Source organism: Legionella sp. 227, from assembly GCF_043161935.1.
GTDB lineage: Bacteria > Pseudomonadota > Gammaproteobacteria > Legionellales > Legionellaceae > Legionella > Legionella sheltonii.
The window spans coordinates 1,906,702-1,919,727 of sequence record NZ_CP171154.1 but is presented as its reverse complement, the minus strand read 5'-3'; the positions used below and the strand labels follow the sequence as shown (position 1 = coordinate 1,919,727).

Sequence of the window (13,026 nt, the reverse complement as noted above, 5' to 3'; positions counted from 1 at the left end):
AAGCAAAAAGTTATTCAATTTTACTAGATAGTTCTGAACTCAACTTCATGAACCCATAGTAAGACCACGCTCATCAGCAACCTGTTCCTCTTGAGTACTCTCTTCAGAGTGCTGCTTAAGTGCTTGAAGTTGTTCCTTAGCGCTTGGGGTTTGTTGTTGCACTTCTTGATTGTTCAAAGCCTCTTTTGGCAATGCATCAGGTCCGTTGGTTATGACTTGAGTTATAATATCCAATATCTTAGTTCCCTCTTGAAGAGGGCCTATGTCGCGACCGCTTGTAGCCATTACTGTAGCCATTTTTTTAATAGGCTCTTTTAATTCAGTTTCAATCTGGGTCTTCAGCTCACCTTCACCACTCTCATGCTTAAAAAATCCCATAACATTACCCCTAAAACATAAAAATCTTTAATTACCTAGTTTATCAAAATCATTTATAAATGCATCCAAAATTACCAAAGCTTACGATTTATTTACAATATATTTTAATAAAACACACCTAGTCGTACATTAACTCGTCTAAAGGGGTATAGTCACGACTTGGTCCGCCTTGAATCAACTCATTTAGCACATCAGTCATACACAATAAGCGTAACACATTAGGTGTTACCTCATCAAAAACAACCCTAAGTCCAAGCAAAGCACCTTCTGCTTCATCAAATGTAGCCCCTAATCCATATCCAAGGCATAGGGAACACAATTGATCTGCTCGCTTCGCAATCGCAGGTAACAAACCTGTATCGGCAAAAACCTCCTCATAACTTACAAATCTATCATTAAGATAGAATTTTGCATTTAAACTTGCAGCAATAACTGACATGCTTTTGCTAATATCTCGCTCCATATATCATCGCCACCATGGTTTTGAAGACTTAAGTGATCCCGCTAAAGTACTTCTTATCCACCTTAAAAAAACCGGCACAGTAAAACCATAATGCTCAATGATCCCAAAAAAAACTGCTGAGATTAAAACCAGTATGCCTGTCCATATTCTAATGTGCATTAGAAATAAAAATATAGGAAATGCAGCTCGAGCATCAACTATAAAAAACCGAGCGCTACGAGCAGAATCTCTCCAATGTGCTGTCTCAGCAAACCCTGCCATATTTTTACCTCAAATAAAAAATAAACCTGTTAAAAAAAGTATATACCTAAATAAAAGCTTTGGCACCTTTGTCGCAGAATATTAATATTATTTTTACAACAAGTCGTGCTTTAAATGAATACTCTCGGGTGAATATTTATGATTTTAATGGTCAAAAAAAAACCTCTCTGGTTAGGAGAGGGTTTTGTAGTTACGGATGATTGCTTTTTTTATACGGATAACTGTTACAAAATAAATTATTTTTTATCCATTGGGGAATAGCCTTTTGAAAATGAGGGCCCTAGGATATTATTTAGGACTTTTTTCATTTCTAATTCCTCAGATGGTTTTGCAGAGGGCGTTAATTGAGGTTTAGCAAGTTCTTCCCCAATTTTTTCATCCTGCAGACCTTCTTCAAACCGGGGTTTGTTTTGTCCAGCAGCCAGTTTCCCTAACATTTTAGAAGTACTGAATTGACTCATCTAAACTCCTGCTATTACACCCATACTAATAACTTAGCATAAACAACTTAAGGAATTATTAACAATAAATTATTTTTTTATAAAAAATACTATTGAGTAGTGAGTCTGTTTTACGTTATGTTAAAACAACCTATTAGAAAAAATAGGTTCAATTGTCATTTATGGATGAATGCGATTGCTCAATTGACAAAAAAAGTCAGGGCAATTGGGAACCAGTAGAGTCTAAGCAAAAAGACTCTGGAAAAGGAGGAAATATGGCTAAGGGTGAAGTGAAATGGTTTAATAATGCCAAAGGTTGGGGTTTTATTATTCCAGAAAATGGTGGGGATGATATTTTTGTTCATTTCTCGTCAATTCATGGCACAGGGTATAAAACATTAGTTCCAGGACAAGTAGTCAACTACGATGTAGAAACCGGTGAAAAAGGCCTACACGCAGCTAATGTGATTGTGCTCAATGAGAATGCTGATGCTGAAATGGCTTGATTAAGTTAGCGCAGTATCATAGTGGTGCTGCGTCCATAAGCCAAAAAGATTAAGTTTTGAGCAAAATACTGAATTACAAACTGTCTTCCTGTATCATGACCTTATTCTATTCAAGGTCAATGAATTGCTCATGAAGCGTGGTTTATTACTTATTAATCTTGGCACCCCTAACAGTCCAGAAATCTCGTCTGTCAGGAGTTATTTACGCGAATTTCTTACCGACAAGCGGGTTATTGATCTGCCTGTTTTGCTTCGCTATATATTGGTGTATGCGCTCATTTTACCGTTCCGAACAAAACGTTCTGCTCATGCCTACCAATCCATATGGACTGAGCAAGGTTCTCCATTACTATTCCATAGCCAGAATTTAGTAGACCAAATACAAAAAGAAGTTGGACCAGAAAATAGGGTGGTTCTTGGCATGCGCTACGGAAAACCATCGATTGAAACCGCTTTAGATCAGTTAAAATCTTGTGAGTCCATTACTATTTTGCCCTTATACCCACAATACTCATCAGCGGCTAATGGATCATCTATTGCAGAAGTGCTACGCATCATCGGCACCTGGGATCTCATCCCATCAATCAGCATTATAAGTGATTTTTTTCAACATCCAGCGTACCTGAAAGCACAAGCTCAAGTCATTAACCCTTTTCTTCAGGAACAAACCCATGTTCTCTTTAGCTATCATGGGATCCCGGAACGGCAAATCACTAAAAGCAGTTGTAAATCAATTTGTACCCAATCTTGCCCTGCATTAACGGACGATATCCACAGATGTTACAGAGCCCAATGTTATGAAACAAGTCGTTTATTGGCAACTGAACTGGGTTTGTCTGCAGATAACTACAGTACTGCTTTTCAATCAAGACTGGGTAAAACACCCTGGGTAAAACCTTATACCGATCTAGTTCTTGCTGAGTTGATTGCGAAGGGAATAAAAAAATTAATTATTTGTTGTCCCTCATTTGTTGCTGACTGTTTAGAAACTCTTGAAGAAATAGGAATTCGTCTCCAAGAACAATGGACAGCACTTGGAGGTGAAGAATTAATTATCATTCCGAGTATGAATACGGACCGTTCCTGGATAAAAGCCATAATCACAATGACCAATATACAATCTGATTCTCAATTCAGGAGCATCTTGTGAATCTGCAATTAATCATCCAACGGATATGGAGCATCTTCTATACCAAATATAAGATGATTGGATTATCGTGTATCGTAATCATTGGCTTAAGCATGTACTTTCTACTTTATTATCATGCGAGAATAGCTCCCCCCCCTCCCACTAAAATAGTCGAAGTCATTACTGTAGCACCCTCCTCAATTGAAAAAACCATAAAACTTATAGGAACCATACGACCAAAACATGCGACAGTGCTTGTTGCCAAAGGGTCTGGAACGCTGGATACCCTCATGAGTTCGGGACAAACCGTTAAAAAAGGTGATTTAATTGCCAAAATAACCAATCCAGACATTGAAAAAAGTTACCTGCTTTCCAAAGAAACAGAAGAGCTGGAAAGTACACAATACCAACGCCTCAAAAGCTTGCAAAAAACAGGTTTTGTCAGCGCACGCGAAGTAGAGGAAAAAAAAAGAATCTGGATTGATTCACAAAAAGAAAAATCCAGAACCAAAATAGAACTCAAAAACATGCGTTTTTATGCTCCCTTTGATGGAGTAATCGGTGCTTTTAAAATTAAAGAAGGGGCACAGGTAACAGAAGGCGCTCCGGTTGTGACGATTTATGATCCTCATTCATTAACCGTAGAAATTGATATCCCTTGCACCAATAATCACTCAATTGAAGAAAACCAACCTATTTATATATTTGATCGACTGTATCATTTAAGTCATGTACAAAAAATGATAGATGATGAAACCCATATGTGTCCCGCTGATGTTGATATACAATGTACTCATTGCTTGATTGGCACCAGTGTATCAAGCCGACTAATAGTGAATAAAAAAACAAAGACATTGATCATTCCAACACAAGCTCTATTTCTCAAACAAGGTAAAACCCATGTTTATAAGGTAGTTGATAAAAAAATAGAACTTGTTGCTGTTCAAACAGGGATACAAGAAAAAGATAAAGTAGAAATTATTTCGGGATTAAAATCTGGGGACCAAATAGTGCACAAAAACCCCGAACGACTCTATCCAGGACTGGAAGTCTCAATTTATAAAGGTTAACCATCCCGTTATGAAATTTACGAGCTATTTTTTAAAACATCCCGTGATTTCAATTATTCTGAATTGCATGATTCTGCTCTTAGGAATATTGTGTTTTCATTCATTACCTTTGAGAGAATATCCTAACATCAGTTTTCCAATCATTACGGTCAATACCCATTATCCCAATGCCAGCCCCGAATTAGTCGAGTCTGTAGTCACTAATGTGTTAGAGGACCAACTTGCTGGGGTCGAAGGATTGGAGATGATGACTTCGCGTTCTAATGCAGGAAGTTCCTACATTAGCTTGCGCTTTCGTCCAGGAACTCCCATGGAGAAAGCTTTGAATGCCACCCATGAGGCAGCACGGCTAGCACAACTTCCTTCATCAGTAAAAGCGCCTCTAATTGAACGGCAAAGGCAAGCCAATGGTTTACCTTTTATCGGGATTGCCCTGGAATCCTCTTCTTTAAATTTCGGAGAGCTCACACATTTTGCCAATTTGAACCTGAAAAATGTGTTCCGAAGCCTTAAAGGTGTCGCCTCAGTGGAGGTCTGGGGACAACCCTTTACTTATGCTGTCCAGATTGATCAAAAGAAATTATATTCATTTGGCATTAATGTGGATGAGATTGCGAATGCAATTGCCACTAACCGCTTATCTCTACCCGCAGGTAATTATCAAAACAGCATCCCTACGACACTGGATTTTGAATTAAAAACGCCAGAAGATTATGAAAACCTGGTAATTAAAACTCAAAACCATCATCCTGTTTTTCTTAAATCATTAGCTCGAGTCCAATTAACTACGGATAACAACCAATTCCGGGTCAAAGTCAATGGTCATCCAGGTTTAGTGCTTGCTATTCATCGCGCTAATGATGCAAATCCGGTTGAAGTATCGCAAGCCGTTCGCAAGGAACTATTTGCCTTGCAAAAAGGTTTGCCCGATGATGTCAAAACAAAAATTATTATTGATCAATCCGAATTCATTAAAGCATCTTTGAAAAACATCCAATCCTCTATTCTTGAATCCATTTTCTTGGTCTTAATCATCATTTTTATTTTTTTGCGAAATGTACGCGCTACAATAATTCCATTAATTGCAATCCCCATTTCACTTTTTGGCTCATTATTATTTTTGAAAATCGCAGGCTTTACTATAAACCAAATGACCCTTCTTGCGATGGTGTTGGCTGTTGGTTTGGTTGTAGATGACGCCATTATTGTTCTTGAGAATATCTGGCGTCATATTGAAGAAGATCTCCCCCCCATGGACGCAGCGCTTAAAGGATCAAAGCAAATCGGTTTTGCTATTATCGCCATGACACTCACTTTAACCAGTGTTTATGCACCAATTGCTTTGCTTGATGGTATGATTGGTCAGCTATTCATTGAATTTGCTGTTGCATTGGCTGGAAGTGTGTTCATCTCAGGAATCGTCGCACTAACACTTTCGCCTTTAATGTGTGCCACATTTTTACATCAAAATACGCACCATTTATGGCCTTCTATCGATAAATTCCTGAGTAAACTGGCACAAAACTATTATAAATTACTTAGCATAATTATTTACCGAAGAAAAACGATGCTGTTTGTACTCTTCCTGTCACTATGCTTAAGCATCCTCTTTTATAAAATAATGCCTGGTGAAACTGCGCCAAAAGAGGATCGTAGTTTAATAGGAATCTACACCCCTCCTCTATCTGGAGATAACTTAGATACGTTAGAAACCAATACAAAACGCATACAACAATCGATAGGTAACATCCCTGAAGCAAGCAATACGTTAACTTTTCTGGGAAATTGGGGGAGCAGCATCGTCATGCCTTTAAAACCCCACAAGCAAAGAGATCGTTCTGCCGAACAAATTGTTGACTCATTAAAACCGAAAACAGAACAATTACCTTCGGTAGATGCTTCCGTCTGGAGTTGGGATTCTGGCTTACCTGGAATCGATGATGCACGTAACAATTCGGAATTGGAACTGGTTATTTCCACTACCGAAAATTTTCGACAATTATTCAATGCCACAGAACACTTTAAAAAGATGTTGGATCAAAGTAAGGAGTTTGCTTCTACTCGCTATGATTTACGTCTTGATTCGATGGGATACTCGGTACATATCGACAAAAATGCTTTAGCTCAATTGGGCTTGACCCCTGGGCAACTGGCTAAAACCGTAGAAGTGTTTTTCAGCGGCGATAAGTCCATATCTTTTCAAAAAGATGGTGTGTCCTATAACTTAACCTTACAAGGTTCATCTAAACCCTGGACTTTAGATGAACTGTATCTTACCTCCCCATCTGGAAAACGGGTTTCTTTAGGGGCAGTGGCTCAAATGAAAAGACAGGCACAACCCACTGCATTAGAACATGTCAACCAAATGCGCTCGACAACTTTATATGCGCAACTGCCAAAACAACAATCCTTTAAAAAAGGAATGGATATATTGATGAAATTAGCGAAAGAGAATCTCCCCAACCAATATAAATTGAGTTGGGCAGGCGCTGCCAAAGCCTATAATGAATCATCGCATACTATGGTGTTGTTATTTGCTTTATCTATTCTCTTTATTTATGCCATTCTTGCAGCACAATTTGAAAACTTTATTTATCCCTTCATTATTCTGTTCACAGTCCCTTTAGCATGTTTTGGCGCTTTATTGTTTGCTTATTTATTTGACCAATCTCTAAATATTTTCACTCAAGTCGGACTGATCACTTTAGTAGGACTCATCAGTAAACACGGAATTTTGATTGTAGAATTTGCCAACCAATTACAAAAAGAAGGCCTTAGCTTAGCCGATGCAATAAAAAAATCATGTGCACTCAGGTTACGTCCTATTCTTATGACTACTGGTGCTATGGTTTTTGGTGCCATCCCCTTAGTCCTATCACACGATGCTGGAGCTGAAGCCAGGCATGCTATAGGTACCGTCCTTATTGGAGGTTTATGCATAGGCACGATTTTTACTCTATTTGTACTGCCTGCAGTTTATTTCATGATCTCAAAATTAATAAAAATACCTGCAAAAAAACAATCCAAATTAATTTAACACTCTAAAAGCCCCACTTAGTCTAGCGCTCAGGATAAAACATTTGGGTCATACGCTCACAATAACTCAGAAAACAGGGATGTGATTGAGCATACTCCTGTAATGGAGAAGGGATAGGTGGCTGAATGATACTTTTTAGAAATGCGTAAACACAAGCATCGATACTCGTAGGCTCATTTCCCATAAAAAAATCACTTTCTTCCAATAGAATGCTCAGAGCGTGCAGATCAGCGATACCTAATTGATATACTTCTGTGGTTGTATGTCGACCTAAGCCCTGTCGATAAAGATCCTGGCGAATTTTTCTTTGAATTAATTTAGGAACAAAGTAATAAAGTGGTTGTTTCAGATGACCAAAAAAAGTCTCTTTAGTGGTTGGCCAATATCGATCATCAATCCAGCGCGAATAAACAATCACCCAGTATAAATGTTCTTCAAGCATACGCCTTACTGCCAGTGCTTCTGCTTTTTGAGCCGCGGTTAAATGACCATCCAAAGGATCACCATATTTGTGTTGCAAATAATCGATAATAAAACCACTATCTGCTATTTTTCTTCCATCATCACTAATGACTGGTAATTTCTTCTTTGGCGCTCTTCGCGGATCAATAACGGATACCGTTTCAAAAGGAAGTTTCGCCATTCGCAAATAGGTTTCCAATTTCATACAAAATGGGCTGGGGTTTGGAAGCGACCACGCAGAGGGAAATTGATAGAGTTTTATCATTTGTTATTCCTATCGATTTATAGGGGGCATCATTGATTATGACGTCCATTTGGGAAGTAAGCAAAATGAAACCCACAAAAAAACCGAGGACAAACCCGAAAATTGTTTACAAGCACTCTTTTTTTCTTCATTAAATCAAGCCATTATTGTTCTTAAAATAACACCTGAAAAAGACATAAGGATATAAAAAATGCCAAATATTCTAGTGATTGGTGGTGGAACAGGGCTAACAACAGCTTATATGTTAGAAAATGTAATGGGGTTTAACGTCACTTTAGCAGAAAAAAGTGAACGTTATGGCGGTCATATTAACAGTCTAGATTTTGGTGACCACGGAATAGCAGAAGGTGGCGCGGAGTTCATAGGTGCGCCAGAAAGCTATCCTAATGTTCATAAATTATTTTCTATATTAGGTGTTAAGCTAAAACGTTTTGAGCTTAATGCGGATCTGCATAAGGTCAGTATTGAGCATGGCAAAGATGATCACCTCGTTTTACCTCCTGTGTACCATTCTGCAGAAAAAAACAAGCATTCCTTTTCTGAGTTTTTTAGTTGTTTTTCCGCTGATGATGAATCACAAAAAGAAATCCGCATTGATTTTGGCACTCTATTAAATAAATTTTCTGACCTATTGAAATTGGAATGGGAAATTCTGCGTGCAGAACATGAAAGGGAGCCCGATGATATTCATGAGGTTCAAACACTCGAAGAGTTTATGGAAGGATTTAAGAAAAAAAACATGGGCTTTAAAGAAGAGGAGATTGATGATTTTAGTAATCGAATACTGTATCCCATAGTAGGAGCAGCTTGGGGTATTCCTATCTCTGAAGCCAAGAAATTTTGCGCTTTTTATGCAATGAATTATTTAGCCTTGAGTAAAGACTGGTATGACGCACCAAGTGGTCTAAGTAGTTATATGGAGGCCATGACAACCCAATGTAAAAATCTAGACATGCGTCTCAACACAGAGGTTACAAAACTAATTGCCATTACTGACTCAAATAGTATTAAATATCAAGCCATGCTTCGTGATGGCACGCTAATGAGGACCGAGAATGGCGAGCCCATGTTATTTGATGATGTGGTTATTTCTACTCCTGCTTACGCAACAGCAGCGATACTACCTGATCTAGATGCTCAAGACATGCAAGACCTTAAAAAGGCGCTTAAAAAGGTTCGGTATTACGATACGACTCTTGCTTTTCATCTAGATCCTCTTTACGCCCCTCCGCGCGGAACTGTAGTTCATACACGCGTTGAAGGAGACTTAGCAGCCAATACCGCGCAAAAAGACTGGAAAGCAAAAAATGGAGCGACTCCAGTGAAAAAAACATGGGTATTACCTGGACAACCAATGCCCAATAATGTTCTTAAAACAGAACATTATAAACATCCTTTTATGGATAAAAATTATTTTATAGCCCAGCAAAAACTTCATACGATGCAAAAAAAATATGGACTCTACTTTGGAGGAATTTTAGGCTGGAAAGGTGATTCCCATGAAGATGGAACCATTGCAGCACTTCAAGCAGCACGCTCCATACATCTAAAACATGATCGAGCCCCAGCTGCGAATTGGCGTTTACAAAATTTCCTTGATGAAAACAGTTATGTTATGGAGCGAAATAACCAACTCAGTGTCGATGAAGTCAATAGGAGAACGTGTACGCTGTTCTAACAACAAATGAGTAATCGGGGAGCATTGAGTGATTAAAAAATGATGCTCTTCCACCCTATGATGAAATAATGTACTGCAACAAAGCGGGAGCCGAAAATAATATTCCTCGGATTCCGCTGCGTTATTCCCCTGTCATTTATCTTGTTGAATAACCCTATACTCTGCACAGTTATTTTAATGTACTATGAAATCGTTCATTTTTTTATAGGAGATTACGTTGAAAAGGATCTTTTTTTTATTAATATTTTTTGTTTCTCAAGCAATAAGTTCTGTATTTAGTGCAGAGGATATCCAAAAACTGAGACAGAATTTTTTTGCAAATATTCAATCTAATGGAGCAATAATCGCCGCCCCCTCAAAACAAAATCCAAACTACTATTATGATTGGGTTCGTGATTCAGCAATTGCTATGAACTTGATTGAAACATGGTATGAATCCTCACATGCCTTTGGTTATAAAGAGCGTTTATATAACTATGTTTCCTGGACCCAAAGACTTCAACATCAGGACGATCCATTACCAGGACAAGATATATTGGGAGAACCTAAGTTTTATATTGATGGTTATCCTTTTGATGGCCCCTGGGGCAGACCACAAAATGACGGACCGGCTTTAAGAGCTTCCGTTTTAATTCATTTTGCCGAGGAGCTGTTAGATGATAATGAAATAGAATATGTAAAAACCAATCTTTATAATAATAACTTGGACCCCTATTCTATGGGCGTAATTAAAATGGATTTGGAATACACCGCTCATCACTGGTCTGACAAAAATTTTGATCTTTGGGAAGAAGTGCTAGGACATCATTTTTTTACTGCTATGGTACAACAAAAAGCACTTCAAGAAGGAGCGGTTCTTGCGCGCCGTCTGAATGATGATAAAGCGGCCGTTTACTATGAGCAGCAAGCAGAAATGATAAATGCTCGTCTGATGCAGCATTTAGATCGGGAGCATAAAACCATTCAAGCAACGCTGTTACCCCATCCAGGGCCACAAAAAACTTTAGAACTTGATTCATCAGTTATTTTGGGCATTTTATTTAACTCACATGAAGGGGATGCTTTATCTCCCAATAGCACTTATGTACAAAATACAGTTCATGCTTTATATGAGCAGTTTGATTCAATGTTTCCTATTAATAAGAATCATTCAGGTGAAATTTTATTCGGTCGTTATCCCGGTGATACCTACGATGGATATCAAACTGATAGTATAGGAAATCCATGGTTTATATTAACAGCAACGATGGCTGAATATTATTATACGCTTGCCGATAGCCTGCCCTTAGATAAAATAAATGAATCACAAATAGCAAAGCACATTCAGGTTGGCGATAATTATCTGAAACTTATAAAAAAATATGCCCCCAGCATGAAGTTAAGTGAACAAATTAATTTAAATACGGGAATTCAACAAGGAGCTCCTTCACTCACCTGGAGCTATGTAGCCGTTTTACGTGCTATTGAGTTAAGAGATAAACTCACAGGCAAAATTAAAATAGCTTCTTAAAAGACTTACTTCGCTAGCCAGCGATGTCTTACAAATCTTCTGGCTAGCTGTTTGATTTGTTCCTTGGGTAAAATCCACCTTAATCTTATTCTCGACCATTCTTTCCTAAGCAACCCCTCCCTATTCATAGAACGATTACCCTCATTCTGGACGTTTACGACGAAGGAGCTCTGATTTTATCATCATGCTCATACGTCCTCCTAGAGATCGCTCACCAAGCTCAGGAAGACGTATCACAGAGAATGCTTATAATTTACCGCAACACGTTTAAGTAGATGCTGCATAAGAGGGTTCTTTTTTACCGATATCTTCGGTAGAAACTAACTCCTTACGACCTAATAAACGTAAGGGCTTACCAGAAATAATGTAATTCTCAATTTGTTCCAAGCTAATATTTTTTGTCTCAGGCATATAAAAATATGTATAGATAAGCCCCAAAAGACAAATCACCGCATACAAAGCAAAGGTATATTCAATACCCATCATTTTTTCCAAAATAGGGAAACTAAAAATGACAACTGTATTAAAAGTCCAGTTGCTCATGGCAGAGAAACCCATACCAGCGCCTCGTACGTGCAAGGGAAATATTTCAGCCATCGCAATATGCGGTATTGGCCCGACACTCACTGCAAAAGAAAAAATATAAAGAATGAGACACGCAACGGACAAATAAGAAAGCCAGGCGACTTGATTTAAAGAAAATACACATAAAGCCAGCAGACTGATGAACATGCCGGAAAAACCAAACAACAGTAGTTTACGACGACCGATTCTATCGACACTAAGCATCGCAATGATTGTCACCAATAAATTAACCAGACCAATCCCTATGGTCGCCAATATTTGTCCAGTAGTGCTGTTCATACCTAAATTTTTAAAAATTTCAGGTGCAAAATAAATCACCACATTGATCCCACTTAATTGTTGCAAACAAAACAACATGGTGCCCAGCATCAAAACAGGTAATAGAGGATTTTGAAACAACAGCAACCAATTCCCTTTTTTCGGTTCATTAGCTAAGGTCATTTCAATATCGGTCAACTCGTGCTCGATAGAATGACTGTTACGTAATTTTTTTAAGGCCTTAGATGCTGCCTGACGTCGGCCAACACTGCACAGCCATCTTGGAGATTCGGGCATGAGTAAAATGCCAATACTTAAAACCAGAGCGGGAAAAGCACTTGAAGCAAACATAGCCCGCCAATCATGGTTTTCCAACAGCAGGTAATTGACTGAATAAGAGCAAACAATTCCCAAGGTCATTGCTAATTGATAAATGGCAACTACTGCTCCTCTTGTTTCACAGGTTGCAGTTTCAGCCAAATACAAAGGTGCCATCACCGAGGCCATTCCAATGGCCAAACCAAGCACCAGTCGAGAGATAATGAGCACTGTAATGGAGTCAGCGAATCCAGCACCCAATGCCCCTAAAAAAAACAACATGCCTGCAAAGGCTAATAACGTGCGGCGCCCAAAACGTTTTACTGCTTTTGATGCAGTAATTGCACCAATGAGCATTGAGCCAAATAAAGCACCAAAGGGTAAAGCCGAGGCCATTATGCCGATATGCGTTGCATTTAATTCAAAATGATTTTTGACTAACTCTAAAGAGCCCGCAATGATTCCCTCATCGTAACCGAACAAAAAACCTGCGACCGAACCGATAATTGCAACAACCCATGTCATATTTAACTCCTTGAATTGATAATTCCAAAATTCGGCTAGGGTCTGTTTACAATTCCATCATCTCAAACAAAGCGAAGGATCTCCTAGCATAATGCGGTACTAAAGGATGGAGCTTCTTCATTGTGCTTGGGATAAACGGTT

At 38.5% G+C, this 13,026-nt stretch carries 12 protein-coding genes; 6 read left to right on the top strand and 6 right to left on the bottom strand.

The window, feature by feature from the left end; all coding sequences use genetic code 11:
• Positions 1–45 precede the first annotated feature (45 nt).
• From ACF8MK_RS08215 to ACF8MK_RS08200, 4 genes are all read right to left on the bottom strand, one after another.
• Positions 46–378, bottom strand: coding sequence for a hypothetical protein (locus tag ACF8MK_RS08215; protein WP_392538887.1), 333 nt, complete (start codon positions 376–378; stop codon positions 46–48).
• A 118-nt stretch (positions 379–496) separates the two neighbouring features.
• A complete protein-coding gene (locus ACF8MK_RS08210; protein ID WP_028380919.1) occupies positions 497–841 on the bottom strand; it encodes a type IV secretion IcmS family protein in 345 nt (114 codons plus the stop codon).
• Between the two features lie 3 nt (positions 842–844).
• Positions 845–1,102: an IcmT/TraK family protein gene (gene icmT, locus ACF8MK_RS08205; protein WP_081776875.1), complete on the bottom strand. Its 258-nt coding sequence runs from the start codon at positions 1,100–1,102 to the stop codon at positions 845–847.
• Positions 1,103–1,338: 236 nt separating this feature from the next.
• Positions 1,339–1,563 (bottom strand): hypothetical protein, encoded by a 225-nt coding sequence (locus ACF8MK_RS08200; protein WP_392538886.1) that lies wholly within the window; start codon positions 1,561–1,563, stop codon positions 1,339–1,341.
• A gap of 254 nt (positions 1,564–1,817) precedes the next feature.
• On the opposite strand from ACF8MK_RS08200, the gene ACF8MK_RS08195 reads away from it, so the two are divergent.
• From ACF8MK_RS08195 to ACF8MK_RS08180, 4 genes are all read left to right on the top strand, one after another.
• Complete coding sequence (locus ACF8MK_RS08195; protein WP_028380916.1) at positions 1,818–2,048, top strand: cold-shock protein; 231 nt, start codon at positions 1,818–1,820, stop codon at positions 2,046–2,048.
• Positions 2,049–2,178: 130 nt separating this feature from the next.
• Positions 2,179–3,198, top strand: coding sequence for a ferrochelatase (gene hemH / locus ACF8MK_RS08190; RefSeq protein ID WP_392538885.1), 1,020 nt, complete (start codon positions 2,179–2,181; stop codon positions 3,196–3,198).
• Entirely contained in the window at positions 3,195–4,247 is a 1,053-nt protein-coding gene (locus tag ACF8MK_RS08185) for an efflux RND transporter periplasmic adaptor subunit (protein WP_392538884.1), read from the top strand. The genes hemH and ACF8MK_RS08185 overlap by 4 nt, the downstream gene beginning before the upstream one ends.
• Before the next feature lie 10 nt (positions 4,248–4,257).
• Positions 4,258–7,284: an efflux RND transporter permease subunit gene (locus tag ACF8MK_RS08180; protein WP_392538883.1), complete on the top strand. Its 3,027-nt coding sequence runs from the start codon at positions 4,258–4,260 to the stop codon at positions 7,282–7,284.
• Positions 7,285–7,306: 22 nt separating this feature from the next.
• On the opposite strand, the gene ACF8MK_RS08175 is transcribed toward ACF8MK_RS08180, so the two are convergent.
• Entirely contained in the window at positions 7,307–8,011 is a 705-nt protein-coding gene (locus tag ACF8MK_RS08175) for a glutathione S-transferase family protein (protein ID WP_392538882.1), read from the bottom strand.
• A 190-nt stretch (positions 8,012–8,201) separates the two neighbouring features.
• Between ACF8MK_RS08175 and ACF8MK_RS08170 the strand changes: the two genes are divergently transcribed.
• Both ACF8MK_RS08170 and ACF8MK_RS08165 read left to right on the top strand, forming a co-directional pair.
• Positions 8,202–9,689 carry an FAD-dependent oxidoreductase gene (locus ACF8MK_RS08170; protein WP_392538881.1) on the top strand — a complete coding sequence of 496 codons (1,488 nt, stop codon included), beginning with the start codon at positions 8,202–8,204 and terminating at the stop codon, positions 9,687–9,689.
• 217 nt (positions 9,690–9,906) lie between these two features.
• A complete protein-coding gene (locus ACF8MK_RS08165) occupies positions 9,907–11,199 on the top strand; it encodes a glycoside hydrolase family 15 protein (protein ID WP_392538880.1) in 1,293 nt (430 codons plus the stop codon).
• 267 nt (positions 11,200–11,466) lie between these two features.
• On the opposite strand, the gene ACF8MK_RS08160 is transcribed toward ACF8MK_RS08165, so the two are convergent.
• Positions 11,467–12,885 carry a sugar porter family MFS transporter gene (locus ACF8MK_RS08160; protein ID WP_392538879.1) on the bottom strand — a complete coding sequence of 473 codons (1,419 nt, stop codon included), beginning with the start codon at positions 12,883–12,885 and terminating at the stop codon, positions 11,467–11,469.
• Positions 12,886–13,026: the final 141 nt, after the last annotated feature.